Here is a 24,533-nt window from a genome sequence, read left to right on the forward strand (position 1 = left end):
AATTCTATTTTATTTTGTATTTAAAATTTTACAAGGTACAAAGTTACGGCTAAAAACCCCCTTTTTATATAGGCATAATTGCTTAAATTTGTTAAATTACGTGAAATAAGCCTATTTGGTATTAAAAGATAGCTAACCCATGCTATTTGCTACATTCTATCCGGAACCTCAATACCCAACAAGCCCAGCCCATGTTTTAGTATTTTTCCGGAAAAAGCGCTAATAGTCATTCTAAACTGTATCAATTCGGGTGTTGGGGCGTTTAGTATTGACACCTCGTTATAAAATCTATTAAATGTTTTAGCTAAATTGTATAAATAGTTGGCTACCACCGATGGGTCGTAGGAATTGCCTGAATCAGCAATAGCTTGGGCATAGAAATAAAACTGTTTGATTAGGTCGCGCTCGGTAGCGTGCAATTCTTGACCAGCTTGGGTTTTTGTAGGCAGGGTTGCGGGTTGCCCGTATTTGCGTTGCAACGAGTTTATACGGGTGCAAGCATACTGAATAAATGGCCCAGTGTTGCCTAAAAAGTCAATACTTTCTTGCGGGTTAAAAACCATTCGCTTTTGAGCATTTATTTTAAGCATAAAATACTTTAAAGCGCCCAAAGCCAGCTGCCAAAAAAGTTTGTTGGCTTCGGTTTCGCTCATATCATGGGTTTTGCCTAATGTTTGGGTGTGCTCTTTGGCAGTTTGGTACATAGTGTCCAATAAATCGTCGGCATCTACTACGGTGCCCTCGCGCGATTTCATGCGGCCGGTTGGCAAATCAACCATTCCATACGATAAATGGTAGATGCCCTGCGCATACGGTAATCCCATTTTTTGCAATACAGCTTTAAGGGCTTTAAAATGGTAATCTTGTTCAACAGCTACCACATATATAGATTGATCCATGTGATAGTCGCTATATCTAATCTGTGCCACACCCATATCTTGGGTAATATAAATGGTGGTTCCATCTTTCCGGATAAGAATTTTTTCATCCAAACCCATATCCGTCAAATCAACGGCAATAGCACCATCTGGGCGCTTAAAAAATCCGGGTATGCCCAGCTGCAAAGCTCTTTCTACCATAAATTGGCCAACCAAATACGTGTCCGACTCGTAATAAGGTTTTTCATAATCGCAGCCTAACAATTTATAAGTTTCAAAAAAACCCTCATACACCCAGTTGTTCATTGTTTGCCACAAATCTCTAATTTGAGGGTCGTCGGCTTCCCATTTGCGCAACATTTCTTGAGTTTCGAGGGCAAGCGGTGCTATTTTCTCGGCTTCGGCAGCGGTTATACCTTGTTCTTGTACAATTTGAGAAATTTGTTCTTGCAGTAAATTGGCATAAGCCACATAGTAATTGCCCACAAAATGGTCGCCTTTGGTTTTTGTACTCTCCGGAGTAGCGCCTTTAGCTGTTTTAAGCCACGCTATCATTGATTTACAAATGGCAATGCCCCTATCGTTATAAATGGTTACTTTGTGTACGGTATGCCCATTTGCTGCTAAAATATTGGCCATAGCATACCCGATTAATATATTGCGGATATGCCCCAAATGTAAAGGCTTATTCGTATTTGGGCCTATATACTCTAATACAATTTTTTTGCCGGTTGCCGGCTTTACGCCATACTGCGGCAGCGATAGCATAGATTTAAGCGTTTCAAACCAAAACTCATCGCTAAAGGTTAGGTTTAAAAAGCCTTTTACGGTATTAAAACTTTCTATAAAGGGAAAATGGGCTTGCAGGGCCTGGCCTATGGCCTGTGCGGTTTGTTCGGGGCTAAGGCGCGACATCCGCACGTAAGGAAACACCACTACAGAAAAATCGCCGGTAAAGTGTTCGGGCGTTTGGTTGATGGTTACACTGTTAGGGTTTATTTGGTTGTTGTCGCCAAATAGCTGTTGCACGGCTTGTGCCGTAGCGTTTCGTAAAGCCTGTTCTATAAACATAAAGGCAAGTTGGTTAAATTCATTTGATGGAGGTAATTCACGTACCTAAAATTAGATTTTGACTGAATAAACAGCAGGTTAGCATTTATTATTTTTGTGCTAAAATTATTAAGTTTGGTGTAAATACCGATTGTTTGGCAGTTCGAGCGGTAGCAAACAATACTATCCGGATGCAAAGTTTAACTAAAGCCCAAGTTATTTTACGGAGTAAGTTTTTAAACCATCCGGCAGTATATAACAACGATGGCAATACCTCAACCGAAGTAAAATGGCAATTTTTAAACAATTGCCTCGCCGAAAGTCCATTCAAAGCATTTTCGTGGGTAAAATCGCCATTAACGTATATCGAGGTAAAGGGTGCATCGGCATTATGCGTCCGGAACAACATGTAGCCGTTAGGTTTCAGTGCTTTTTGTGCCAATAATAGCAGGTCAACAAGTTCGTCTTTGCCAAAATGTTCAATTATATCCATGCCTAAAATAGCATCGAATTGGGTAGGGTTTGCTTGCAAAAAATCGAATACATTGGCTATTTGCACCTTTGCAAGACCCATTTTTTGAGCTATGTCAATTTGTTCGGGGCTAATATCTATCCCTTGCGCCGCGGTATAGCCCGCGCGTTGCAAAGCGTAAAGCAACGAGCCTGTTCCGCAGCCCATATCTAAAAGGTTTTTTTGTTGGGGGTTATCCGGAAAAATACGCTTTACTATGGGTATTATTTCAAGGGCAAACTGTTGTACTTCTTCATCAAATCGGGGTTTTATATTGCCAATATGTTGCGAGCCTGCATGGGTGGTGCTATAGGCTTGGTATAAACGCTGTCTGTATTGATACATGATTTTTTTTACTGAAGTTGTGGCACAAAATTACGCCTTTTATTTTGTAACCGCTTTGTCAAGCACCGTTTTATATAACTGCGCGTATTTTTCGATGGCATTTTGCAAAGCATATACTTGTGCTGCTTGCTGGCGGATATATTCTTGTGGTATATTTAGTAAATTATCTATCTGATTGATGGCTTTCGTATAATTAGTTGTGTTAAATGCATCTACTAAGTATCCGGATTTGGTTTCGGTTACAATTTTTGCCATATCGCCTACGCCCGTATTACAAATTACCGGAAGTCCCATGCTCATTAATTCGCCATGTTTAGTGGGCGATGAGGCAATTTTGGAATAAACTGGTTTTATAAAAAACAGCGCGCAATGGCTGGCTGCCATCCATGTTGGCAAGTGTTGGCGAGTTACAAATTTAACAAATATGTTTTGAGCGTCAATATTTTGTCGTTTTGCTTCGTTGTAAATAATTTCCGGAGGGTCGGGTGTTAAAAATACCATTTTCCAAGGCTCGATATGTTTTTTTTGGTGCAATAATTGGGCATAAAAGGCCAAGATTTCGGGCAGGCAATACCAAGTACCTATGGAACCCACATACAGCAAAATTTTTCCGGATTTTTGTAGTTGTTGTTGTTTACCCCAAACTTCGGTTTGCACCTGTTTAATGGCTGCTGTGTCTATATCTGCACGCGAAAAATGCGTCATATCAACACTGCATGGTATTACCTCAATTATTGTGTTTGCTGGCACACCTTTCCAAGATAAGATTTCGGTTTTGGCAGCTTGCGTTAACGATACTACAGCCGCGCTTTGGGTAACAAATTCCAACTCACGGTTTTTAAAGTAGTTGTAAATTTGTTTGTATAACCAATTTTTAGTATTCCATATTCCGCCATCAACTCGTTCATCTGCCCAAAAACCCCGCATATCAAAAATAAAAGGCAGGTTGGTTTTGCGTTTAAAACGCAGTGCTACAAGCGCAGCGATATAACTGCGGCAATGCACTAATTCAAACGGCTGCTGTTTATGTTGGCGCATTAAAGCGCGGTACATCCGGTAAACATCGTAAAGTGTTGAAACTATTGGTGGTTTTTTAGTATAAGTCTGTCTTTGCCAGTTGATGTGGTTTTGTTGGCAAATTCTTGCAATTTGCTGTTCATTTTGGGCAAATTTTGCTGTTTTTTCAAAACTAAAGAGGGTAAAATTATAGCCCCTTTCACTAAGTCCACATAAATAAGGTAAAACTTGGCTTTGCCCAAGTGGGTCGGTCATACCATCATAACTTAGGTAAGCAATACGCATATTTTAAGTATTGTTTTGAAGCTAAGGAATCACTATTATTTTTGTATTCACGATCCATTTAAAAAAAACAAAAGGCGATAGCTGAGTTGCCATCGCCTTTTATCTATTTTTTGAGTTTGCAGCTATGCTTTACTGACTTATATTATTTAGTTTCGTCTTCTGTTACCTCAGTATTTTCGTTGGCTACTATTTCGTCGGCAACAACATCTTCGTAAGTAGCGGCAGCAGCGGTTTCTACAGTAGAGTCAGCAGCACCTTTACGGCGGCTGCGGCGTGTGCGCTTGCGGGTAGCACTTTCGTCACCTTGAGCAGCGGCTGCGAAAGGATTAAAATCTACCAACTCCATATAACACATTTCGGCGTTATCACCCAAGCGGAAGCCGGTTTTTAAAATCCGGGTATAGCCACCTGGTCGGTCAGCAATTTTGGGGGCAACTTCGGCAAAAAGTTTTTTCACCACCTCTTTATTTTGCAAATAGCTAAATATTACACGGCGGGCATGGGTCGAGTCATCTTTCGATTTAGTAATTAACGGCTCAACATACTTGCGCAAAGCTTTTGCTTTTGCCAAGGTTGTTTTAATATGTTTATGTTCAATTAACGATGCTGCCATGTTAGCCAATAATGCCTGGCGGTGTTCTGCCTTGCGGCCCAAATGGTTAATTTTTTTACCGTGACGCATGATGTATGATAATAAATAGTAAAGTTAAAATTTATCGTTGCCTAATGGGGCAAATTAAATAGTGTTTAGTAGTCTTCGTCAAGTTTGTATTTAGATAAGTCCATACCAAAGGTCAAACCTTTGGTATTTATAAGTGCTTCGATTTCGTTTAATGACTTCTTACCAAAATTCCGGAATTTTATAAGTGTATTTGTATCATAATGTACCAATTCCGAAAGGTTATTAATTTTAGCTGCTTTAAGGCAGTTATATGCCCGTACAGAAAGGTCAAGATCTTCGAGGGGTGTTTTTAATATTTTGCGCATGTGTAGTAATTGCTCATCAACTACATCTTCTTCTTCTTCTGCCCTAACATCAAAGGTTATGTTTTCGTCTGATATAAGCATCAAATGCTGAATGAGGATTTTTGCAGCTTCTTTAATCGCATCTTCCGGATGAATAGACCCATCTGTTACAATTTCAATAATAAGTTTCTCGAAGTCAGTTTTTTGTTCTACCCTTGTATTTTCAATATTGTAGCGTACATTTTTAATGGGTGTAAATATGGCGTCAATAGGAATAATGCCATTAACCCATTCTTTAGGTTTATTATCTTCGGCAGGAAGATAGCCACGGCCTTTGTGTATTGTCAGTTCGATTTCAAGTTTAACCCATGGTTCCATTTGGCAAATTACAAAATCCGGATTCATTACGCGGTAGGTTGTATTTTGCTTTTCAATATCACCTGCTTTAAACTCGGTTTGCCCCGACACAACAATAAACAGTTTTTCGGTAGGATCTTCTTTAACGTATTTTTTTAGTCGAACCTGTTTAAGGTTCAGTATAATTTCAGTTACATCTTCAATAACCCCTTTTATGGAATCAAACTCGTGGTCAACGCCTTCAATTTTGATTGCGGTAATAGCGTAGCCTTCTAAAGACGAAAGTAGTACGCGCCGTAAAGCGTTACCTACGGTAACACCAAAACCAGGTTCAAGGGGGCGAAACTCAAAAACACCTTTAAAGTCGGTTGTTTTTTGCGCAACAATTTTTTCGGGCTTTTGAAAAGCAAGTAATGCCATATTGTTAGTTGAGGTTAAAAAATGTTTTAACAGTTTATAGATAAAAGTAGCAGGCAAGTGAAAGAAAAAGCAACTACTACACCAAGCTAATTAATAAAGTAAAAAAGTAAATATTGTTAATTGTAAGTGTTATTGGTCAGTTAGCACCTAATTAAAAAATCGGCTTATAACTAATTTAATTTTACTTTGAATATAACTCTACGATTAGTTGTTCGTTTATATTTTCCGGAATATCAGCACGTTGAGGCAAAGCAATAAAAGTGCCCACATTTGTTTCATTGTTCCAGTCTAACCAATTATATTGTTTTCCGCGTTTTGCAACGGCCGATTTAATAAACTCAAGTTCAAGGCTTTTAGGCACAACGCCTACAACATCGCCGGGTTGCAGAAACATTGAAGGTATATTTGCCCGATTACCATTAACAAGGATATGACGGTGTGTAACTAACTGGCGGGCTGCGCGGCGTGTAGGCGCCAAGCCCAAGCGGTAAACTACGTTATCTAAACGCGATTCTAACAACTGCAATAATATTTCGCCGGTAATACCATGTCGGCGAGCAGCCTCGTGGAAAGTACGGCGGAATTGGCGTTCTAAAACGCCATAAGTATATTTAGCTTTTTGTTTTTCTGTCAATTGGATTCCATACTCGCTTGTTGTGCTTTTGCGTTTTTTAGAAAGTCCATGTTGCCCGGGCGGATATTGGCGTTTTTCGAAAGATCGGTCATAGCCAAAAATGGCCTCTCCAAATTTGCGAGCTATTTTAGTTGCAGGTCCGGTATATCGTGCCATATATTTTTATAATGCAATTTGTTTGCGTTCTATTAAAATTTTGCTTAAAAAAATTATTTTATACACGCCTACGTTTTGGTGGGCGGCAGCCATTATGAGGTAATGGTGTTATATCGCGTATCAAAGTAACTTCAATCCCGCTTTGGGTAATGGTGCGTATAGCAGATTCGCGTCCTGAGCCGGGACCACGTACAAACACCTCTACCCTGCGCAACCCGGCCTCATGGGCAACCGAGGCGGCATCTTGTGCGGCTACCTGTGCAGCATAGGGTGTATTTTTTTTCGAGCCGCGGAAGCCAGCTTTACCAGCCGACCCCCAAGATATAACTTGGCCGCCGGCGTTGGTCATTGTAACAATAATATTGTTAAAGCTGGCCTGAATATAGGCACGGCCATCGGCTTCGACCTTAACAATTCGTTTTTTTACTACTTTTTTGCCTTTAACTTTTGCCATGGCAATTATTTTGAAGCGATTTTACGCTAATAGATTATATGATTTAATAAAAAACATATTGTTTTAAGCAACTTATAGTTATTAAAACAATAAAAAATATAAATATCGTAACGACTGACGCTGCTTCGGCAGGTTATAACTATCTAGGTTTATTTACCTACTTTCTTTTTACCTGCAACCGTTTTGCGTTTACCTTTCCGTGTACGGGCGTTGGTACGTGTACGTTGCCCGCGCAAGGGCAAGCCCTTACGGTGCCGAATACCTCGGTAAGAGCCGATATCCATTAAGCGTTTTATGCTCAATTGAGTTTCGGCGCGCAATTCTCCCTCAAGGGTATAATCGCCTAATACTACACGCAAACGAGTAACTTCCTCGTCTGAAAGGTCTTTAACCTTTTTATTGTGGTCAATTTTTGCCTTATCGAGTACTTCTTTTGCGCGTGTATTGCCAACTCCATAAATATAGGTTAAGCCAATACAAGCGCGTTTCATACGGGGCAAATCAACACCTGCTAAACGAGCCATATTTTATCCTTGTCTTTGTTTAAGCTTTGGGTTCTTTTTGTTAATAATAAAAAGCTTACCTTTGCGTCGTACAACGATGCAATCGGCGCTTCGTTTTTTAACAGATGCACGAACTTTCATGACGTCTGTAAGTTTTTTTTAGTTATTTGCCTTTCGCGCTTTCTATTATTAACAGTAACGCTATGGCAATTATATTAATTAATTTATTTATAACGATATGTGATGCGACCTTTGGTCAAATCGTATGGGGTCATTTCTATCATTACCTTATCTCCTGGTAGAATCCGGATATAATTCATACGCATTTTTCCGGATATATGTGCTATTATTTCGTGTCCATTCTCTAACTTAACCCTATATTTTGCGTTTCCTAACGATTCAGTAACAATGCCATCTAATATAATAAGGTCTTTATTGGCCATAAGGGTAAACAAAAGGTAACATAATGAGGTGTTTTTGGTACTTATTTGCCAAAAACTGAATTAGCACGCAAAGATACAGTTTTTTTTAAGAATTTGTATCTACACAAACGCTAAATACTCATTATTTTTTAATGCCGCTTCAATTTCACTGAATGACGACAAAATATCGGCTGTTTGTTTACCAATTGTGATGGTATGTTCAAAATGTGCCGATGCTTTCCCATCGGCTGTTCTAATTGTTGTCTTATCTTCATCACCTACTATTTCTTTTCTTCCTAAATTAATCATTGGCTCGATAGCCAAAACCAAACCCTGCAATAGTTTAATACCATCTCCTCTTCTTCCATAGTTAGGCACATCAGGTGCTTCGTGCAGGTTTTTTCCAACTCCATGTCCTACCAATTCGCGTACTACACCGTAATTATTAATACGTTCAGTATATTGTTGTATTGCAAATCCTATATCGCCTATTCGTTTACCAACTACTGCCTGTTCTATGCCTTTATATAACGACTCTTTTGTAACTTGCAAAAGTTTTACGACCTCAGTACTAACGGCTTTAAAGCAATAGGTATAAGCTGAGTCTCCATAAAAACCATTTGCCAAAACGCCACAATCAATAGAAATTACATCCTCTTCGCCTAATTGGTAATCACTTGGTAATCCATGTACTACGGCATCATTAACCGATATACATAAGGTTGCCGGAAAACCATTGTACCCTTTAAAGCCCGGAATCGCTTGGTTGTCTCTAATAAATTCCTCGGCTAACACATCTAACCGCTTGGTTGTAACTCCGGGTTTTATAAAAGGCACTAACGCCGCATGTGTTTTACCAACTAACAAACAACTTTGTCGTATTAACTCAATTTCATCGTTTGTTTTATAGTAAATATCTTTTGAGGTTCTACGGCGCAAGGCTTAATTAGCTGGTTTTAAATTGATTGTAGAAAGAACTTTTTTATTTAGCAATGATATTTCTTGGGTTATTTTTCTCCGTATTTATTTTCTTACAATATTATTTTTTATTTCGTTGTTTGCTGTTCTAAGTCTGTATCGGCATAGGCATTACGGCCACGAATTCGTGAGCCACCTGCAATTAAGCCATCATATTTCTGATTTAACAAGTGGGTTTCTATTTGTTGGAGGGTATCAAGTAGCACACCTACCATAATTAGCAACGAGGTGCCGCCAAAAAATCCGGATAGCTGCGAGGTTACACCTAATCCGGCAACAATGGCCGGAAGTACGCCTATGAATGCTAAGCATATACCACCTGGCAAAGTTAATCTCGATACTACTCCATCTATATATTCGGCTGTTTCGGCACCAGGTTTTACACCTTGGATAAACCCGCCATTTCGTTTAAGGTCGTCGGCCATTTGGGTTGGGTTAATCATAATAGCCGTATAAATATAAGTAAAGGCCAATACAATTATGAAATAAATAGCTTCGTACCAAAATGTTCCAACGTAACCATTGTTTTGTATATTTTGCATCATTTCTGATTCGGGCATAAATTGGGCCACGAATGAGGGAATAAATAGAATAGCTTGTGCAAATATGATGGGCATTACCCCAGCCGTATTGAGTTTAATTGGAATAAATGAGCGAGAACCGCTTGTTTGCCTGTTTCCTACCACTCTTTTAGCATACTGCACTTGAATTCGGCGTACTGCTTGGGTAAGCACAATACAAAATACAACAATGGCCAAAAAGAATAAAATTTCGAGCAAGAAGAAGATTAGTCCACCGCCGCCCGAAGCTGTTTTAGCATTGAATTCGGCTGCAATTGCAAACGGAAAACGCGCTACAATACCAACCGCTATTATGAACGAAATACCATTGCCAATACCTTTGTCGGTAATGCGCTCGCCCAACCACATACAAAATATAGTACCAGCTGTTAATACAATAACGGTTGATATTGAGAACAAAAATGGATCTATAACAATGGCTGGACCTGCTGTATAGCGCAAGTACGTAATATAACCTACACTTTGTAAGATAGTAACGCCTATAGTAAGGTAGCGGGTCAATTGGTTTATTTTTCTTCGACCGCTCTCACCTTCTTTTTGTAATTTTTGAAAATAAGGTACCGCCATCGTAAGTAACTGCACTGCTATTGATGCCGAGATATATGGCATAATACCCAATGAAAATATGGAGGCACGGTTAAACGAGCCACCTACAAACATGTCGAGTAAACCCAGTAATCCGGAGCCGCCCGACTTGGCCAAATCACCCAAAGCATTGGGGTCAACGCCGGGCAAAACAATGTAAGTACCAATCCGATATATAAATATCAATAAAAAGGTATAGATGAGTTTTTTGCGCAACTCTTCTATACTAAAAATATTTTTAATCGTTTCTATAAAGCCTTTCATGGTGTACCGCTAGGTTGAGGTATATTTAGATGTAGAAAGGCCATTCCTTTTGAGATATGCAATATATTATACAAAACAGGGTGGCGCTTTCCGGATGGATATATTTAAATTAATTAAGCAATTGGTTCAAAGCTTCCACCTGCCGCTTCAACGGCTTGTTTGGCTTTTTCGCTTGCTGCGTGAAGTTTTACGGTTAATGGTTTTGACAAATTGCCTTTAGCCAAGAGTTTTACTTTATCGTTTTGCTGCACTAAATGGCATTGACGTAGTGTCTCGAAGCTGATATCGGTTAAATTATGTTTATCGGCAAAATATTGCAATTCAGATAAATTAAAAGCAACGTATTCTATGCGATTAATATTTTTAAAACCGCGTTTGGGCAAACGGCGTTGGATAGGTGTTTGACCGCCTTCGTGGTTAAACTTTCGGTGGTAGCCTGAGCGTGATTTGGCACCTTTTAAGCCGCGGGTTGCCGTATTGCCATGTCCCGAGCCTTCGCCACGGGCAATACGTTTGCTTGATTTGGTGCTGCCTTTTGCAGGGCGTAAATTACTAAGTATATTCATGGTTTATTAAACGTTTTCTACGGTAACTAAATGGGCTACTTTGGCAATCATACCTTTTATTTGCGGTGTAGCTTCGTGCTCAACGGTTTGTTGCATTTTACGAATGCCCAATGCTTTAAGGGTTGCCTTTTGCCTAACTGGGCGGTCAATTGCGCTTTTTACTTGTTTAATACGTACTTTACTCATGGTTATATTTGCGAGTTGCGGCCTTTATTAATAATAAAAAATATAAATAACAGGTTTTTTATTTTTATCCGTTCAATACTTTGCCAACTGTTGTGGCCCTTTGTTTTGCAATGGTTTGGGGTTCGCGCAATAAGGCAAGCGCATTAAGAGTTGCTTTTACTACGTTGTGAGGGTTAGAGGAACCTAAGGACTTAGCAATTACGTTGTGCACCCCGGCACTTTCTAAAACAGCACGCATTGCGCCGCCGGCAATTACGCCTGTACCTTTCGATGCGGGTTTAATTAATACTATTGCTGCCCCATATTTACCTAATTGTTCGTGTGGTATAGTGCCATCAACAACAGATACTTTGATAAGATTTTTGAAAGCATCGTCTTTACCTTTGTCCATAGCTTCGCTAACCTCACGAGCTTTACCTAAACCATAACCAACCGTTCCGTTAGCATCGCCAACTATAATCATGGCGGCAAATGTAAATGTACGTCCACCTTTGGTAACTTTTGCCACCCTGTTTACGCCAATTGATTTATGGTTAAGACCTTCTGTTGAATTTGGGCGTACCCGGTTATAATGTATCTTTGCCATGTATAATAAATGCTATTTTTGCGAATTTAATATAAAGATGATTAATCTAAAACTGTAAACCTCCTTCACGTGCACCGTCAGCTATTGCTTTTATACGTCCATGATATAAAAAGCCACCACGGTCAAATACAACTTCTGTAACTCCGGCAGCCGAGGCACGTTCGGCAAGCAAAGCACCAACTTTTTTTGATTGATCAACCTTGTTGCCGCCAGCAGCAACAATAGCCGGATCTTTTGATGATGCCCAACCCAAAGTGATACCCTTTGAGTCGTCTATTAATTGTGCGTATATATATTTATTGCTTCTGAACACCGCAAGTCGTGGACGTTGACTGGTGCCCTGAATTTTTTTGCGCACTTTAAGATGTATTTTTTTGCGACGTGATGCCTTGTTGACAGCCATGGTAATTATTTTTTTTTATGCCATGATTCAACGTTTAAAGTCGAATCTGATATATTTATCTATTTTTTATTAAGTTGATACTAATGTTCTAAGTGAATTTTACTTACTGGTAAATATAAAGCGATAACAAGAAGTATAGTGTGTATCTAAATAATGTTATAGCAATTATCAAAGAAACTAGGCAGCAGTTTTGCCTGCTTTGCGGCGTATAACTTCGCCTTTAAACAAGATACCCTTGCCTTTAAATGGTTCAGGTTTCCGGAAGGAGCGTATTTTTGCACAAACCTGCCCTAACAATTGCTTGTCCAAAGACTGAAGTATAATGGAAGGGTTTTGCCCTTTTTCAGCGGTTGTTGTTGCAGTTACTTCTTTGGGTAATACAAAGTAAATTGGATGTGAGAAACCAAGTTGTAGCTCAAGTATCTGACCTGTGCAAGTTGCTCTATAACCCACACCTACCAATTCGAGTATAGTGGTAAAACCTTGAGAAACGCCTAAGACCATATTATTCACCAAAGCACGGTACAAACCATGTAATGAGCGGTGGCGCTTTTGGTCGGTGGGGCGATTTACAGTTAAATTATTATCTTCTACTTTTAATTCAATATCCCTGTCAACAGCTAATTTAAGTTCACCCTTTGGGCCTTTTACAGTTAGCATATTGTTTTTATCAATATCTATATTGACGTTTGCAGGAACGGTTATGGGCATTTTACCTATACGAGACATGGTAATAAATATTTATTTAATTTGCGGTGCAGGATAATAAAAAATTAATATACAAAACAAAGTACTTCACCGCCAATATTTAATTTGCGGGCTTCCTTATCAGTGATTACACCCCTTGAGGTTGAGACGATACCTATACCAAGACCACTTTTATAGCGTGGAAGGTCGCTACATTTGGCGTATTGCCGCAAGCCTGGACGACTATAACGAACTAATTCCCTAATAATAGGCAATTTAGATATAGGGTCGTATTTTAAGGCAATTTTAATGACGCCTTGATTATTGGCTGTTTCTTCAAACTTATAGCGAAAGATAAAGCCATTTTCATACAAGATTTCGGTCATGCGTTTTTTTACGTTAGAGGCAGGGATTTCTACAACACGGTGGTTGGCCATTTGTGCATTACGAATCCTTGTTAGGTAATCGGCTATTGGATCGGTTACAGCAGACATTTCGCTTGTTATATTATAATAGGATTATTAAAAGAAAAAAATAGTGGTTAAACATTGAAAATGAAAATAAATAACCAACTACTGATTAATATAGATTTTAGGTTTACCAACTTGCTTTTTTAACACCCGGAATTTTACCCATCGAAGCCAAGTCGCGGAATTTAACCCGGCAGATACCAAAATAGCGCATATAGCCTTTGGGTCTTCCGGTTAAGTTACAGCGGTTGTGCAGGCGCACAGGCAGGGCGTTCCGGGGCAATTTATCTAACCCTTCGTAGTCTCCGGCCTCTTTTAATTTTGCACGTTTTTCGGCATATTTGGCTACCAAACGTTCGCGTTTAATTTCACGAGCAATAATTGATTTTCTTGCCATTTTTATTACTAATAATAAGGTGTTTTTATGGTGTAATTTGCAAAACGGGTTGCAAAGATACAAAACTTTTTTTAATTATTTACTTACTTTGCTGTTTGAAAAGGCATTCCTAATGCTTTAAGTAGGGCAAATGCTTCTTGGTCGTTAGGCGCCGAGGTTACAAATGTAATATCCATGCCTTGAATACGGGGAACTTTGTCGATATCTATTTCCGGAAAAATAATTTGTTCGGTTATACCTAAGGTATAGTTGCCGCGTCCGTCAAATGCTTTATTGTTAACGCCTCTAAAGTCGCGCACACGGGGCAATGCTACCGATATTAAGCGGTCTAAAAACTCCCACATGCGTTCACCACGTAAAGTTACTCGAGCACCAATTGGCATTCCGTCGCGCAATTTAAAGTTCGAGATAGATTTACGAGCTTTTGTAGCCAAGGCTTTTTGCCCTGTGATGGTACTCATTTCATCAATAGCCGTTTCTATTAACTTTTTATCCTGCGTGGCAGCGCCTAACCCCTGATTGATGCAAATTTTCAATAAGCGTGGAACTTGCATTACCGACTTATATTGAAATTGTTCGTTTAAGGCTGGTACTATTTCAGTATGGTATTTGGTTTTAATACGAGGTATATATTTGTTTGCCATTATGTATTATTTAATCACCTCCCCTGATTTTTTAGCGTAACGAATTTTTTTATTGTTTTCAATTTTTATACCTACACGTGTAGGGCTGCCCGTTTTGGGGTCAATTAACATGAGGTTCGAGATATGAATTGGTGCTTCTTTTTCAAGCACGCGGCCTTCGTTATTTGTTTGGGCATTTTTACGGTAATGACGGGTAACTACATTTATACCTTCTACCGTAGCACGGCCAGTTTTAGTATAAATTTTTAATACTTTACCTTGTTTGCCCTTAAATTCTCCGGCAATTATCATCACTTCATCGCCCTTTTTCACATGGAATTTGGGGGCAAAGCGGCTAACTGATATTTTATATTTGCTTTCCATTTCTAGAAAAAATTGCTATTTTTAATATGGCTAGGGTTTTGTTTGTTCCCTTAGGTGTTGTTGATTTAGGATTGAATACTAATATCGATGATATTTAAAAAATATTCCGGAAAGAAGAGCTGGTTAAAGTACTTCCGGAGCTAATGACACAATACGGGTAAATCCTTTATCGCGTAGTTCACGAGCTACAGGACCAAAAACCCTTGTTCCGCGCAGATCACCGGCGTTATTTATTAATACGACGGCATTATCATCAAACGAAATATAGCTACCATCTTTACGGCGAACTTGTTTAGTAGTTCGCACAACCACCGCTTTTGACACCGTACCTTTCTTTATATTGCTCGAAGGCAGGGCCGATTTTACGGTTATAACAATTTCATCGCCCACCGAGGCATAACGCCGGCGAGTTCCGCCAAGTACACGAATGCACAAGGCTTCTTTTGCGCCGCTGTTGTCGGCTACTTTTATTCGAGTTTCTTGCTGAATCATGGCCTTTTGTATATAAGAAGAAAGATGAGATATTATTTTGCACGTTCTATAATTTCAACCAAACGCCAGCGTTTGTTTTTGCTAAGCGGGCGTGTTTCCATAATGCGCACTATGTCGCCAGTTTTACAATCATTTTTTTCGTCGTGCGCTGTATATTTTTTGCTGCGCTTAAGGAATTTTCCGTAAATAGGGTGTTTAATTTTACGCTCAATGGTTACTGTAATAGTTTTTTCCATTTTGTCGCTGGTTACAACCCCAATACGTTGTTTCCGTAAATTTCTTGTTACCTCTGTATTATTTAACATAATAATAGTATTATTTCGTTAAGGCTAAACTACCTACTAATTGGTTGAAAGAGTGCGTTATTAGTAATAGTAATAAATTGATTGATTTTGTGTTAAGGAGCATTCTAATTTTTGGCGGCAGCAATTTCGCGGGTGCGCAACTCGGTCAACAGACGGGCAATTGTTTTGCGCGAATTGCGTGTCGAGTAGGCATCTACCGTTTCTCCGGTAGCAGCATTAAATTTTATCCGGCGTAATTGCACGCGCTCTGAGGCAACTGCATCTTGCAGTTCGTCTGTACTCATTGCTTTTAGATTTGTTTTTTCTGCCTTGGCCATAACTTTAGACTGTTTTATAGAATGTTAATAATATTAAAAAAAGCTTCTATTCTTGATAATCGGTGCGTACTACAAATTTTGTGGGTATTGGCAATTTTTGTGCTCCTAAGCGCAGTGCTTCAGTAGCAAGTGCCAAGGGCACACCTTCAACTTCAAACAAAATGCGGCCAGGTTTAACTACTGCTACCCAATGGTCGGGTGCACCTTTACCTTTACCCATCCGCACCTCCTGTGGCTTAGCGGTTACTACTTTGTCCGGAAACACCCGAATCCATACTTTCCCTTCACGTTTCATATGGCGTGTTAGTGCCACACGGGCAGCTTCTATTTGACGCGCCGTCAACCAATGCGACTCAAGCGCTTTTAAGCCAAAGGTGCCAAATGCTAACGTGGCTCCACGATGGTCGTCGCCTTTCATTCGGCCTTTCTGTACCCTTCTGTATTTAGTGCGTTTTGGTTGTAACATAACCGCTTAGTTTTTTTAGCTTTCCAATAAGCAAAGTAAGACAATTAAAATATAGTTTACTATTTATATTATGGCAAGCAATTAAAAATTTTTTATGTGTTGTTGTAATGTAAACTTGTGGTTGTTATTATCGTGCGTGATTATAGTTGCTTAGTTATTTAAGCATTATCGTTATTATTAGTATTATTGCGTTCCTGGTTTCCACCGCGCTCACGTCTTCCGCCACCGCCGCGCTCACGTCTTCCGCCACCGTCACCGCCGCTACCGCGTTCACGTCTTCCACCGCCATCACCGCCTCCACGTCGTCTGTTATCGCCGCCACGGTCATTCCCGCCGCCGGGGCCTCCTACAGATTTTGTTTCGGCTTGAGGGGCCAAGTCCCGTTTGCCAAACACCTCTCCTTTGCATATCCAAACCTTTATACCTATTTTTCCGTAAACGGTATGTGCTTCTTTAACTGCATAGTCAATATCAGCTCTAAATGTATGTAGCGGGGTACGTCCTTGCTTGTATTCTTCACGACGGGCTATTTCAGCACCACCTAATCGACCACCAACCCGAACTTTTATTCCTTCACTACCCATACGCATTGTGCTGCCTATAGCCATTTTAATAGCGCGTTTATAGCTAATCCGGGCTTCAATTTGTTTAGCAATCGTTTCTCCTACGATATTGGCATCTAACTCCGGACGTTTAATTTCGGCAATATTAATATGCACATCTTTATTGGTTAATTTTATCAATTCCTTGCGAATCAAGTCCACCTCATTACCTCCTTTGCCAATAATAATACCCGGACGCGCAGTATGTACGGTAATAGTAATGCGTTTTAAGGTGCGCTCAATTACAATTCGAGCTATGCCGCCTTTAGCGATACGGGCCGATAAATACGTGCGGATACGCTCGTCTTCGTGTAATTTATCCGGAAATTCGGATGGTTTTGCGTACCAATTCGAATCCCATCCACGAATATATCCTAAACGGTTGGCTATTGGATTTACTTTTTGTCCCATAACAAATTGGAAATAAAACTATGGCTTATTGCCATTTTATAGTATAAACTGTTATTGGTAATATTAATTATTTTCTGTTAAGTTTTGTTGTATTTTTTCGATAGCTGTTAACACTACCGTTACATGATTAGAGCGTTTACTCACCCGATAAGCTCGGCCCATTGGAGCAGGCTTAATACGTTTCAATGAACGGGCACCATCGACGGTCAGATGCGAAATAAAAATAAAATTTTCATCGGCACGTCCGTGTGCTTGTTCCCAGTTTGCTAATGCCGAGCGCAACAACTTATACAAGGGTTTTGCGGCATGTTTGCGCGAAAAGCGCAAAACATTCATGGCATGACCTATTTCTTGGCCGCGCACAATGTCGGCTAGCAAACGCATTTTGCGGGGCGAACTTGGGTGATTACGCAGTTTGGCAATTGCTTCCATATACTTATTAATAAAAAATTAGTATGCTAAAACGCTATTGTTTTAATGTTTGTTATTTATTTCTTTTTGGCAGCGTGGCCTCTAAAGTTACGGGTTGGGGCAAATTCGCCCAATTTATGACCTACCATATTTTCGGTTACATAAACCGGAATAAATTTGTTACCATTATGTACAGCAAATGTGTGTCCTACAAATTCGGGGGTAATCATAGATGCCCGCGACCATGTTTTTACTACTGTTTTTTTAGTAGTAGTGTTTAGCACATCTATTTTCTTTTGCAGTTTATGATGTATATATGGGCCTTTTTTTAATGAACGTGCCATAAAATAAAATAAAATTTTCGTTAGTTTACCAATCGGCTTAAAATTTATCGAGGGCGTTGACTTACAATTAATTTACCAGATGCTTTTGTACGACTGCGTGTTTTTTTACCTTTAGCATACAAGCCTTTGCGCGAGCGGGGGTGTCCACCCGAGGCACGACCTTCGCCACCACCCATTGGGTGATCCACAGGGTTCATGGTTACACCGCGGTTGCGTGGTCTGCGACCCAACCAGCGGTTTCGGCCTGCTTTGCCTAATTTTTCAAGGCTATGGTCGGCGTTTGAAACCTTTCCAATAGTTGCCATGCAGGTTAACAATACCATCCGTGTTTCGCCACTTGGCATTTTAAGTATCGCATAGCGACCGTCTTTTGCGGCTAATTGCGCATAAGTGCCAGCACTCCGCGCCATTACACCTCCTTGTCCGGGTTCTAACTCTATATTATGAATTAGCGTACCGTAAGGAATATCGCGCAAGCAAAGTGTATTACCCAAATCAGGCGTAGCTTCTGCGCCCGATACAATTGTTTGGCCTACTTTAATTCCATCCGGAGCCAAGATATAACGTTTTTCGCCATCGGCATACGCTACCAAAGCTATAAAAGCTGTGCGATTAGGGTCGTACTCGACAGTTTTAACAACAGCAGGAATACCGTGTTTTTCGCGTTTAAAATCTACTATACGGTAGCGTTGTTTATGACCACCCCCGCGGTAGCGTACACTTAAACGGCCTTGGTTGTTGCGGCCACCAGTATTACCACCCTTCGATAACAAGCTTTTTTCGGGCTTATCCGTAGTTAGTTCGGCAAATGCGTTTGCAATTTTGTACCGGGTGCCGGGGGTTATTGGATTAAATTTTTTAATTGCCATTTTTATAAAACACTATTATTTGCTAATAGATGGAATTTTATTGTTTGTTTTATTAACTTATAAACCTTATGCTTCAGTATTGCCGTAAACATCTATTGTTTCGCCTTCAGCTAAAGTAACATAGGCTTTTTTACGCAAAACCGTATGACCCGAAACTACACCTCGCTTTGTAAAGCGCGATTTATTTTTACGGGGCATGATAGCCGTATTTACAGACTTCACACCAACACCATACATTTCTTCTATTGCCTTTTTAATTTCTAATTTATTTGATTTGGGATTAACCAAAAATGTATATTGACGAGCTTTCAACTTGTCACTCGACAAGTAGGTTGCTTTCTCGGTTATTACCGGCCGGATAAGAATTTCTTGTGCCATATACGGTTATGCTAATTGGTGGTTGTTTAATTATCAGTAAAACTTTTTGCAGCACTTTCGCTTAAAATAAGAGTACCACTATTTAAAATGCTATAGGTATTTAAGTTATTTACCAAAGCTATATTTGTTTTTGGTATATTGCGCAAAGATAAAAATACATTTGGACGAACATCGGCCAGCACCATCAAGGATTTACGGCCAGTCAAACCCAAGTTTTTAAGAATATTAATATACTGCTTCGTTTTAGGGCTGTCAAAATCAAAATCTTCTAAAACCATAATACTATTTTCGCGGGCTTTATACGTTAAAGCCGATTTTTTTGCCAACAACCTCACTTTTTTATTCAAATCCGAACGGTAGCTGCGAGGACGAGGGCCAAATACACGGCCACCACCCTTGTACAAAGGGTTATTGATATCGCCTTTGCGCGACCCGCCGGTTCCTTTTTGGCGGTGCAATTTCCGGGTTGAGCCTGACATTTCGCCGCGCTCTTTTGATTTATGTGTTCCTTGGCGTTGATTGCCCAAGTAATGTTTTACCGCCAAATATATGGCGTGGTCGTTTGGTTGCTCAAGGTTAAAAATGCTGTCTGGCAATTCTACCTCGCGACCTGTTGGCTGACCATTTGTATTTAAAACTGCTATTCGCATAGTAGTATTGGTTTTTTATTTCTTACTTAACAATGGTTACATACGAACCTTTGCTGCCAGGCAATGCGCCTTTAATAAGCAAAATGTTTTTATCAGATAAAATTTTAACAATTTCAAGGTTGCGAACTTTAACTCGTTCGCCACCCATACGGCCTGCCATGCGCATGCCTTTTAATACACGCGAGGGAAACGAAGAGGCTCCAATAGACCCGGGAGCACGCTCGCGGTTGTGCTGCCCGTGTGTGCGGCGGCCTACACCACCAAAATTATGGCGGCGTACTACGCCCTGAAAGCCCTTGCCTTTCGACGTGCCTACTACATCTACTATGTCGCCCTCGTTGAATATATCAACTTTAATTTCGGAGCCAAGCGCAGCCTCCAGATCATAGTCACGGAACTCTATTACTTTGCGCTTAGGGCTTACGCCAGCGCGCTCGAAATGCCCTTTTTGGGGCTTCGTCACATTTGATACTTTAGCATCGTCAAAACCTAACTGAATAGCGTTGTAACCATCGCTTTCTTCGGTTTTAATTTGTGTAACAGCGCACGGACCGGCTAAAACAATCGTGCAGGGTATTTGGTGGCCACTTTCATTAAAGTAGCTGGTCATCCCAATTTTCTTTCCGATTAAACCTTTCATCGGCTTATACTGAAACGGTTTGATGGTGAAGGAGTAAATCTGTTGTTGTGGCATTTTTTCCGGATAGTTTTTTTTATGACTGCCTGTCCGTATATCCTCAATAACAGGTTCTTTTAATTTTTTATGCTTTTATTTCTACGTCAACCCCACTGGGTAATTCAAGTTTCATCAAGGCATCTATAGTTTTATTGGTCGAGCTATAAATGTCTAATAGTCGCTTATAAGTAAACAGTTGAAACTGTTCGAGCGAGTTTTTGTTAACGTGCGGCGAGCGCAATACCGTAAAAATTTTCTTTTGTGTAGGTAATGGTATAGGGCCATTTACCACCGCGCCAGTAGCTTGTACGGTCTTAACAATTTTCTTGGCCGACTTGTCCACTAAATTGTGGTCATACGACTTGAGTTTGATACGAATTCGTTGTGTGGCCATAATATATTAATCAATTTCGGCTTTAATTTTACCTTGTGATTTAGCAATTACCTCCTTGGCTATGCCTTCGGGAGCAGGTGCATAGTGCGAAAATTCCATTGTAGAAGTAGCCCGTCCAGAAGTAATCGTACGCAACGAAGTTACATAACCAAACATCTCTGAGAGTGGCACTTTGGCTTTTACAACCTGAGCATTGTTTTTCGAGTCCATTCCCTCAATCATACCGCGGCGGCGGTTAAGGTCGCCCATAACGTTACCGCTATAATCTTCGGGTGTAATTACTTCTAGCTTCATAATTGGCTCTAAAATTTGTGCACCAGCGGCGCGTGTTGCCTCGCGATAGGCTAATTTTGCACACATTTCAAACGAAAAACTGTCAGAGTCAACGGCGTGGAAACCGCCATCGAACAACCGAACTTTTAACGAAGGCATTTCGTAGCCAGCCAATGGGCCATTGACCATGGCAGCAGCAAAACCTTTTTGTACAGCCGGTATAAATTCGCGTGGAATTGAACCGCCGACAATATCGTTAATAAATTCTAAGCCAAGTCTTGCTTCTCCGGTTTCGGGGTCAATACCGGCGGGAGAAACTTCAACAGATATTTTTGCAAATTTACCACGTCCACCTGTTTGCTTCTTATACACTTCTGTGTGTTGCAAAGTGCGGGTAATAGCTTCTTTATAATTCACTTGTGGTGCACCCTGGTTACATTCAACTTTAAACTCGCGTTTCAAGCGGTCAACAATAATTTCAAGGTGCAACTCGCCCATTCCGGCAATAATTGTTTGGCCGGTATTTTCGTCAAAACTAACTTTAAAAGTGGGGTCCTCTTCGGCTAATTTTGACAACCCTATCCCTAATTTATCTAAATCTTTTTGTGTTTTAGGCTCAATGGCTAACTGAATTACTGGCTCGGGGAACGACATGCTTTCCAAAACGATGGGGTTGCTTTCATCGCAAAGGGTATCGCCTGTTTTTATATCTTTAAAACCCATGCCAGCACCAATATCGCCAGCTTCAATGGTTTCGATGGGATTTTGCTTATTTGCGTGCATCTGAAACAGACGCCCGATGCGTTCGCGTTTACCGGTACGAGTATTTAACACTTGAGAACCAGCATCTACTTTGCCCGAATAAACACGCATAAAACAAAGGCGGCCAATATAGGGGTCGGTAGCAATTTTAAAAGCCAAGGCAGAAAAAGGTTCTTTCACGTCAGGTTTCCGGATAACTTCAGCGCCGGTATCCGGATGCGAGCCTATAATTGCTTCTTTATCAAGTGGCGATGGCAAATAGGTTATAACGGCATCTAATAGTTGTTGCACTCCTTTGTTTTTAAAGGAGGCACCGCACATCATAGGTATAATAGCCATGCCAATAGTAGCAGCGCGGATTGCGGCCATTACTTCGGCTTCGGTGATAGTATCGGGGTCGTCAAAAAACTTTTCTAAAATTTGGTCGTCGTAGTCGGCCACTGCCTCAATTAATGCTTGGCGGTATTCGGCTGCCAACTCAACCATATCTTCCGGAATTGGCACCTCGTTAAAGGTCATACCTTTGTCTTCGCCAGTCCAAATAAATGCTTTATTAGTAATTAAGTCAACAATACCACGGAAATTATTTTCAGCACCAATAGGCAATTGAATAGGAACGGCGTTTGCACCTAAAATGCGGCGAACCTGGTCAACTACCTCTAAAAAGTTAGCACCTGTACGGTCCATTTTATTTACAAAGCCAATGCGTGGCACACTATAGCGGTTTGCTTGACGCCATACTGTTTCAGATTGTGGCTCAACGCCTCCAACAGCACAAAATAGTGCCACTACCCCATCTAAAACTCGCAACGAACGCTCTACCTCTACGGTAAAGTCAACGTGGCCGGGGGTGTCAATAACATTTATTTGGTACTCATCGTTGCGGTATTTCCACCCAACGCGAGTAGCTGCCGATGTAATAGTTATACCGCGCTCTTGCTCTTGCTCCATCCAGTCCATTGTAGCGGTACCATCGTGTACTTCACCCAATTTATGTGTTAAGCCGGTGTAGTACAGAATTCGCTCGGTAGTAGTGGTTTTGCCAGCATCAATATGTGCGGCAATACCAATATTCCGGGTGAATTTTAAATCGCGTGCCATGTTTTATAAATTAAAAAAATATTTGATTATAATATGAGTTATTGAATTTCCGGATGCAAGTTTACTAATGTTAGGTAATTGAGTTTTATTATTTTGGGGCTATCCGGATATATTTGTTTTTTTATTTTGAAATCCAAGCCAAAACAGCTTTAATTTTTATTTCTATTTTTAGGCTCTAAAATGTGCAAAAGCTTTGTTGGCCTCGGCCATACGGTGTGTATCTTCTTTCTTTTTAACTGCACCACCTTCGCTTTTTGCGGCTGCTACAATTTCGTTGGCTAATTTTTGTGCCATTGATTTTCCGGGGCGTTTGCGAGCAAACAAAATCATCCATTTCATGCCTACTGATATACGGCGGTCGGGGCGTATTTCGGTTGGAATTTGGAAGGTTGCGCCTCCAATCCGGCGGCTGCGCACTTCAACCTGTGGCATTATATTATTAAGGGCTTTTTTCCATACTTCGTAGCCATCTTCGCTGGCCATTTGACTCACGGCGTCAACTGTTTGGTAAAAAACGGCGAACGAAGTACTTTTTTTTCCTTCGTACATCATCATATTTACAAAGCGGGTAACGAGTGGGTCGTTAAAGCGCACATCGGGTGCGAGGGGTCTTTTTTTAGCTTTTGTTTTACGCATTTTAAATCTCTACGTTTTGCAGTGGCTTATTTTATATAGCGTTATAGATTAAAGGGGTGGGGTTATTTCTTTTTGCCGGGTGCGGGTTTACCACCTTTGCCGGGGGCTGCTGCCTGGCCTGGTTTTGGGCGTTTTGCGCCATAAAGCGAGCGGCTTTGTCGGCGTTTATCTACGCCAGAGGTATCAAGTGCGCCGCGCACAATGGTATAACGCACCCCGGGCAGGTCTTTTACCCTGCCGCCGGCCACTAATACTATTGAGTGCTCTTGCAGGTTATGGCCTTCGCCGGGTATGTATGCAATTACTTCTACGCCATGTGTTAAGCGCACTTTAGCTACTTTACGCAAGGCAGAGTTGGGTTTTTTGGGCGTGGTAGTATAAACGCGGGTACATACGCCGCGGCGCTGTGGACAAGCATTTAAAGCCCTCGATTTACTGGCCGATTTTTGTTGTTCGCGGCCTTTACGCACTAATTGTTGTATAGTTGGCATACTTGCGCCGTTTAAATGGGCGGCAAAGGTACAAAATTTACCTTACCGATTATTGTATTCGGTTAAAAAAATATTTTACACAACGATTTGCAAGGCACAACAAAGCTTGTAATTATTGTAAATCAATAACAAACCCTAACTCTTTTACAAGTATCAAACAAATTGTTTGAGTTGTGTTTACGTTACGAAACCGATATACCGTTAATTATTTGATATCAGCTAAAGACCTGTTATATCGTTGGTAAGA

36 protein-coding genes are annotated in these 24,533 nt (G+C 40.5%); all 36 read right to left on the bottom strand.

Annotation, left to right across the window (positions count from 1 at the left end; all coding sequences use genetic code 11):
- Window positions 1-149: 149 nt before the first annotated feature.
- A complete protein-coding gene (locus IPI59_04915; GenBank protein MBK7526890.1) occupies window positions 150-1,949 on the bottom strand; it encodes an arginine--tRNA ligase in 1,800 nt (599 codons plus the stop codon).
- Window positions 1,950-2,037: 88 nt separating this feature from the next.
- Entirely contained in the window at window positions 2,038-2,784 is a 747-nt protein-coding gene (locus IPI59_04920; GenBank protein MBK7526891.1) for a class I SAM-dependent methyltransferase, read from the bottom strand.
- A 39-nt stretch (window positions 2,785-2,823) separates the two neighbouring features.
- Window positions 2,824-4,086 carry a glycosyltransferase gene (locus tag IPI59_04925; protein MBK7526892.1) on the bottom strand — a complete coding sequence of 421 codons (1,263 nt, stop codon included), beginning with the start codon at window positions 4,084-4,086 and terminating at the stop codon, window positions 2,824-2,826.
- A 142-nt stretch (window positions 4,087-4,228) separates the two neighbouring features.
- Window positions 4,229-4,768: a 50S ribosomal protein L17 gene (rplQ, locus tag IPI59_04930; protein MBK7526893.1), complete on the bottom strand. Its 540-nt coding sequence runs from the start codon at window positions 4,766-4,768 to the stop codon at window positions 4,229-4,231.
- A 65-nt stretch (window positions 4,769-4,833) separates the two neighbouring features.
- Window positions 4,834-5,829: a DNA-directed RNA polymerase subunit alpha gene (locus tag IPI59_04935; GenBank protein ID MBK7526894.1), complete on the bottom strand. Its 996-nt coding sequence runs from the start codon at window positions 5,827-5,829 to the stop codon at window positions 4,834-4,836.
- A 181-nt stretch (window positions 5,830-6,010) separates the two neighbouring features.
- Entirely contained in the window at window positions 6,011-6,619 is a 609-nt protein-coding gene (rpsD, locus tag IPI59_04940) for a 30S ribosomal protein S4 (protein MBK7526895.1), read from the bottom strand.
- Between the two features lie 58 nt (window positions 6,620-6,677).
- Window positions 6,678-7,073, bottom strand: coding sequence for a 30S ribosomal protein S11 (gene rpsK, locus IPI59_04945; protein ID MBK7526896.1), 396 nt, complete (start codon window positions 7,071-7,073; stop codon window positions 6,678-6,680).
- A 149-nt stretch (window positions 7,074-7,222) separates the two neighbouring features.
- Window positions 7,223-7,597, bottom strand: a complete 375-nt coding sequence (gene rpsM, locus IPI59_04950) for a 30S ribosomal protein S13 (protein MBK7526897.1) — start codon at window positions 7,595-7,597, stop codon at window positions 7,223-7,225.
- A gap of 3 nt (window positions 7,598-7,600) precedes the next feature.
- The gene (gene rpmJ, locus IPI59_04955; GenBank protein ID MBK7526898.1) at window positions 7,601-7,717 is read right to left on the bottom strand and encodes a 50S ribosomal protein L36; all 117 of its coding nucleotides are present in this window, start codon (window positions 7,715-7,717) and stop codon (window positions 7,601-7,603) included.
- 83 nt (window positions 7,718-7,800) lie between these two features.
- Entirely contained in the window at window positions 7,801-8,019 is a 219-nt protein-coding gene (gene infA, locus IPI59_04960; GenBank protein ID MBK7526899.1) for a translation initiation factor IF-1, read from the bottom strand.
- A 99-nt stretch (window positions 8,020-8,118) separates the two neighbouring features.
- Window positions 8,119-8,913 (bottom strand): type I methionyl aminopeptidase, encoded by a 795-nt coding sequence (map, locus tag IPI59_04965; protein ID MBK7526900.1) that lies wholly within the window; start codon window positions 8,911-8,913, stop codon window positions 8,119-8,121.
- 131 nt (window positions 8,914-9,044) lie between these two features.
- Window positions 9,045-10,406, bottom strand: a complete 1,362-nt coding sequence (secY, locus tag IPI59_04970; GenBank protein ID MBK7526901.1) for a preprotein translocase subunit SecY — start codon at window positions 10,404-10,406, stop codon at window positions 9,045-9,047.
- A gap of 113 nt (window positions 10,407-10,519) precedes the next feature.
- Window positions 10,520-10,972 carry a 50S ribosomal protein L15 gene (gene rplO, locus IPI59_04975; protein ID MBK7526902.1) on the bottom strand — a complete coding sequence of 151 codons (453 nt, stop codon included), beginning with the start codon at window positions 10,970-10,972 and terminating at the stop codon, window positions 10,520-10,522.
- 6 nt (window positions 10,973-10,978) lie between these two features.
- Window positions 10,979-11,158, bottom strand: a complete 180-nt coding sequence (gene rpmD, locus IPI59_04980; protein ID MBK7526903.1) for a 50S ribosomal protein L30 — start codon at window positions 11,156-11,158, stop codon at window positions 10,979-10,981.
- 64 nt (window positions 11,159-11,222) lie between these two features.
- Window positions 11,223-11,744, bottom strand: a complete 522-nt coding sequence (rpsE, locus tag IPI59_04985; protein ID MBK7526904.1) for a 30S ribosomal protein S5 — start codon at window positions 11,742-11,744, stop codon at window positions 11,223-11,225.
- 46 nt (window positions 11,745-11,790) lie between these two features.
- A complete protein-coding gene (gene rplR / locus IPI59_04990) occupies window positions 11,791-12,156 on the bottom strand; it encodes a 50S ribosomal protein L18 (GenBank protein ID MBK7526905.1) in 366 nt (121 codons plus the stop codon).
- A gap of 168 nt (window positions 12,157-12,324) precedes the next feature.
- Window positions 12,325-12,876 carry a 50S ribosomal protein L6 gene (gene rplF / locus IPI59_04995; protein MBK7526906.1) on the bottom strand — a complete coding sequence of 184 codons (552 nt, stop codon included), beginning with the start codon at window positions 12,874-12,876 and terminating at the stop codon, window positions 12,325-12,327.
- Window positions 12,877-12,920: 44 nt separating this feature from the next.
- Window positions 12,921-13,328: a 30S ribosomal protein S8 gene (gene rpsH / locus IPI59_05000; protein ID MBK7526907.1), complete on the bottom strand. Its 408-nt coding sequence runs from the start codon at window positions 13,326-13,328 to the stop codon at window positions 12,921-12,923.
- Between the two features lie 103 nt (window positions 13,329-13,431).
- On the bottom strand, window positions 13,432-13,701 hold the full coding sequence (gene rpsN / locus IPI59_05005; protein ID MBK7526908.1) for a 30S ribosomal protein S14: 270 nt from the start codon (window positions 13,699-13,701) through the stop codon (window positions 13,432-13,434).
- A gap of 83 nt (window positions 13,702-13,784) precedes the next feature.
- Window positions 13,785-14,330, bottom strand: a complete 546-nt coding sequence (gene rplE, locus IPI59_05010; protein ID MBK7526909.1) for a 50S ribosomal protein L5 — start codon at window positions 14,328-14,330, stop codon at window positions 13,785-13,787.
- A 21-nt stretch (window positions 14,331-14,351) separates the two neighbouring features.
- The gene (gene rplX / locus IPI59_05015; protein ID MBK7526910.1) at window positions 14,352-14,708 is read right to left on the bottom strand and encodes a 50S ribosomal protein L24; all 357 of its coding nucleotides are present in this window, start codon (window positions 14,706-14,708) and stop codon (window positions 14,352-14,354) included.
- Between the two features lie 123 nt (window positions 14,709-14,831).
- Window positions 14,832-15,200: a 50S ribosomal protein L14 gene (gene rplN / locus IPI59_05020; GenBank protein ID MBK7526911.1), complete on the bottom strand. Its 369-nt coding sequence runs from the start codon at window positions 15,198-15,200 to the stop codon at window positions 14,832-14,834.
- A gap of 32 nt (window positions 15,201-15,232) precedes the next feature.
- Window positions 15,233-15,505, bottom strand: a complete 273-nt coding sequence (rpsQ, locus tag IPI59_05025) for a 30S ribosomal protein S17 (GenBank protein ID MBK7526912.1) — start codon at window positions 15,503-15,505, stop codon at window positions 15,233-15,235.
- Window positions 15,506-15,609: 104 nt separating this feature from the next.
- Entirely contained in the window at window positions 15,610-15,822 is a 213-nt protein-coding gene (gene rpmC / locus IPI59_05030; GenBank protein MBK7526913.1) for a 50S ribosomal protein L29, read from the bottom strand.
- 46 nt (window positions 15,823-15,868) lie between these two features.
- The gene (gene rplP / locus IPI59_05035) at window positions 15,869-16,288 is read right to left on the bottom strand and encodes a 50S ribosomal protein L16 (GenBank protein ID MBK7526914.1); all 420 of its coding nucleotides are present in this window, start codon (window positions 16,286-16,288) and stop codon (window positions 15,869-15,871) included.
- Window positions 16,289-16,446: 158 nt separating this feature from the next.
- Entirely contained in the window at window positions 16,447-17,301 is an 855-nt protein-coding gene (rpsC, locus tag IPI59_05040) for a 30S ribosomal protein S3 (protein ID MBK7526915.1), read from the bottom strand.
- Between the two features lie 63 nt (window positions 17,302-17,364).
- The gene (gene rplV, locus IPI59_05045; protein ID MBK7526916.1) at window positions 17,365-17,733 is read right to left on the bottom strand and encodes a 50S ribosomal protein L22; all 369 of its coding nucleotides are present in this window, start codon (window positions 17,731-17,733) and stop codon (window positions 17,365-17,367) included.
- A 56-nt stretch (window positions 17,734-17,789) separates the two neighbouring features.
- Window positions 17,790-18,056 (bottom strand): 30S ribosomal protein S19, encoded by a 267-nt coding sequence (gene rpsS, locus IPI59_05050; GenBank protein MBK7526917.1) that lies wholly within the window; start codon window positions 18,054-18,056, stop codon window positions 17,790-17,792.
- A gap of 44 nt (window positions 18,057-18,100) precedes the next feature.
- Window positions 18,101-18,925 carry a 50S ribosomal protein L2 gene (rplB, locus tag IPI59_05055; GenBank protein ID MBK7526918.1) on the bottom strand — a complete coding sequence of 275 codons (825 nt, stop codon included), beginning with the start codon at window positions 18,923-18,925 and terminating at the stop codon, window positions 18,101-18,103.
- Between the two features lie 66 nt (window positions 18,926-18,991).
- Window positions 18,992-19,303, bottom strand: a complete 312-nt coding sequence (gene rplW / locus IPI59_05060) for a 50S ribosomal protein L23 (GenBank protein MBK7526919.1) — start codon at window positions 19,301-19,303, stop codon at window positions 18,992-18,994.
- Between the two features lie 26 nt (window positions 19,304-19,329).
- Window positions 19,330-19,953, bottom strand: a complete 624-nt coding sequence (rplD, locus tag IPI59_05065) for a 50S ribosomal protein L4 (GenBank protein MBK7526920.1) — start codon at window positions 19,951-19,953, stop codon at window positions 19,330-19,332.
- Between the two features lie 22 nt (window positions 19,954-19,975).
- Entirely contained in the window at window positions 19,976-20,593 is a 618-nt protein-coding gene (gene rplC, locus IPI59_05070; GenBank protein ID MBK7526921.1) for a 50S ribosomal protein L3, read from the bottom strand.
- Between the two features lie 121 nt (window positions 20,594-20,714).
- Complete coding sequence (gene rpsJ / locus IPI59_05075; protein MBK7526922.1) at window positions 20,715-21,023, bottom strand: 30S ribosomal protein S10; 309 nt, start codon at window positions 21,021-21,023, stop codon at window positions 20,715-20,717.
- Between the two features lie 6 nt (window positions 21,024-21,029).
- Complete coding sequence (gene fusA, locus IPI59_05080; GenBank protein ID MBK7526923.1) at window positions 21,030-23,159, bottom strand: elongation factor G; 2,130 nt, start codon at window positions 23,157-23,159, stop codon at window positions 21,030-21,032.
- Window positions 23,160-23,327: 168 nt separating this feature from the next.
- Window positions 23,328-23,795 (bottom strand): 30S ribosomal protein S7, encoded by a 468-nt coding sequence (gene rpsG / locus IPI59_05085; GenBank protein ID MBK7526924.1) that lies wholly within the window; start codon window positions 23,793-23,795, stop codon window positions 23,328-23,330.
- A gap of 62 nt (window positions 23,796-23,857) precedes the next feature.
- Window positions 23,858-24,286: a 30S ribosomal protein S12 gene (locus IPI59_05090; protein MBK7526925.1), complete on the bottom strand. Its 429-nt coding sequence runs from the start codon at window positions 24,284-24,286 to the stop codon at window positions 23,858-23,860.
- Between the last annotated feature and the right edge of the window lie 247 nt (window positions 24,287-24,533).

This window comes from Sphingobacteriales bacterium, assembly GCA_016706405.1.
GTDB lineage: Bacteria > Bacteroidota > Bacteroidia > Chitinophagales > UBA2359 > BJ6.

What these genes read in the sequence shown, in the direction of transcription:
- rplQ (MBK7526893.1), bottom strand. Translation starts at nt 4,768, where the DNA reads ATGCGTCACGGTAAAAAAATTAACCATTTGGGCCGCAAGGCAGAACAC.
- rpsH (MBK7526907.1), bottom strand. Translation starts at nt 13,328, where the DNA reads ATGTCTGCTGTAACCGATCCAATAGCCGATTACCTAACAAGGATTCGT.
- rplB (MBK7526918.1), bottom strand. Translation starts at nt 18,925, where the DNA reads ATGGCAATTAAAAAATTTAATCCAATAACCCCCGGCACCCGGTACAAA.
- rplW (MBK7526919.1), bottom strand. Translation starts at nt 19,303, where the DNA reads ATGGCACAAGAAATTCTTATCCGGCCGGTAATAACCGAGAAAGCAACC.
- rpsG (MBK7526924.1), bottom strand. Translation starts at nt 23,795, where the DNA reads ATGCGTAAAACAAAAGCTAAAAAAAGACCCCTCGCACCCGATGTGCGC.
- rpmC (MBK7526913.1), bottom strand. Translation starts at nt 15,822, where the DNA reads ATGGCCAAGGCAGAAAAAACAAATCTAAAAGCAATGAGTACAGACGAA.
- rpsN (MBK7526908.1), bottom strand. Translation starts at nt 13,701, where the DNA reads ATGGCAAGAAAATCAATTATTGCTCGTGAAATTAAACGCGAACGTTTG.
- IPI59_04915 (MBK7526890.1), bottom strand. Translation starts at nt 1,949, where the DNA reads ATGTTTATAGAACAGGCTTTACGAAACGCTACGGCACAAGCCGTGCAA.
- rpsJ (MBK7526922.1), bottom strand. Translation starts at nt 21,023, where the DNA reads ATGGCCACACAACGAATTCGTATCAAACTCAAGTCGTATGACCACAAT.
- rplF (MBK7526906.1), bottom strand. Translation starts at nt 12,876, where the DNA reads ATGTCTCGTATAGGTAAAATGCCCATAACCGTTCCTGCAAACGTCAAT.
- IPI59_05090 (MBK7526925.1), bottom strand. Translation starts at nt 24,286, where the DNA reads ATGCCAACTATACAACAATTAGTGCGTAAAGGCCGCGAACAACAAAAA.
- rpsC (MBK7526915.1), bottom strand. Translation starts at nt 17,301, where the DNA reads ATGGGACAAAAAGTAAATCCAATAGCCAACCGTTTAGGATATATTCGT.
- IPI59_04935 (MBK7526894.1), bottom strand. Translation starts at nt 5,829, where the DNA reads ATGGCATTACTTGCTTTTCAAAAGCCCGAAAAAATTGTTGCGCAAAAA.
- rpmJ (MBK7526898.1), bottom strand. Translation starts at nt 7,717, where the DNA reads ATGAAAGTTCGTGCATCTGTTAAAAAACGAAGCGCCGATTGCATCGTT.
- rplN (MBK7526911.1), bottom strand. Translation starts at nt 15,200, where the DNA reads ATGATTCAGCAAGAAACTCGAATAAAAGTAGCCGACAACAGCGGCGCA.
- rplV (MBK7526916.1), bottom strand. Translation starts at nt 17,733, where the DNA reads ATGGAAGCAATTGCCAAACTGCGTAATCACCCAAGTTCGCCCCGCAAA.
- rplX (MBK7526910.1), bottom strand. Translation starts at nt 14,708, where the DNA reads ATGGAAAGCAAATATAAAATATCAGTTAGCCGCTTTGCCCCCAAATTC.
- rpsM (MBK7526897.1), bottom strand. Translation starts at nt 7,597, where the DNA reads ATGGCTCGTTTAGCAGGTGTTGATTTGCCCCGTATGAAACGCGCTTGT.
- infA (MBK7526899.1), bottom strand. Translation starts at nt 8,019, where the DNA reads ATGGCCAATAAAGACCTTATTATATTAGATGGCATTGTTACTGAATCG.
- rpsE (MBK7526904.1), bottom strand. Translation starts at nt 11,744, where the DNA reads ATGGCAAAGATACATTATAACCGGGTACGCCCAAATTCAACAGAAGGT.
- rpmD (MBK7526903.1), bottom strand. Translation starts at nt 11,158, where the DNA reads ATGAGTAAAGTACGTATTAAACAAGTAAAAAGCGCAATTGACCGCCCA.
- rpsS (MBK7526917.1), bottom strand. Translation starts at nt 18,056, where the DNA reads ATGGCACGTTCATTAAAAAAAGGCCCATATATACATCATAAACTGCAA.
- IPI59_04925 (MBK7526892.1), bottom strand. Translation starts at nt 4,086, where the DNA reads ATGCGTATTGCTTACCTAAGTTATGATGGTATGACCGACCCACTTGGG.
- secY (MBK7526901.1), bottom strand. Translation starts at nt 10,406, where the DNA reads ATGAAAGGCTTTATAGAAACGATTAAAAATATTTTTAGTATAGAAGAG.
- rpsQ (MBK7526912.1), bottom strand. Translation starts at nt 15,505, where the DNA reads ATGTTAAATAATACAGAGGTAACAAGAAATTTACGGAAACAACGTATT.
- rplP (MBK7526914.1), bottom strand. Translation starts at nt 16,288, where the DNA reads ATGTTACAACCAAAACGCACTAAATACAGAAGGGTACAGAAAGGCCGA.
- IPI59_04920 (MBK7526891.1), bottom strand. Translation starts at nt 2,784, where the DNA reads ATGTATCAATACAGACAGCGTTTATACCAAGCCTATAGCACCACCCAT.
- rplC (MBK7526921.1), bottom strand. Translation starts at nt 20,593, where the DNA reads ATGAAAGGTTTAATCGGAAAGAAAATTGGGATGACCAGCTACTTTAAT.
- fusA (MBK7526923.1), bottom strand. Translation starts at nt 23,159, where the DNA reads ATGGCACGCGATTTAAAATTCACCCGGAATATTGGTATTGCCGCACAT.
- rplD (MBK7526920.1), bottom strand. Translation starts at nt 19,953, where the DNA reads ATGCGAATAGCAGTTTTAAATACAAATGGTCAGCCAACAGGTCGCGAG.
- rplO (MBK7526902.1), bottom strand. Translation starts at nt 10,972, where the DNA reads ATGAATATACTTAGTAATTTACGCCCTGCAAAAGGCAGCACCAAATCA.
- rpsK (MBK7526896.1), bottom strand. Translation starts at nt 7,073, where the DNA reads ATGGCAAAAGTTAAAGGCAAAAAAGTAGTAAAAAAACGAATTGTTAAG.
- rpsD (MBK7526895.1), bottom strand. Translation starts at nt 6,619, where the DNA reads ATGGCACGATATACCGGACCTGCAACTAAAATAGCTCGCAAATTTGGA.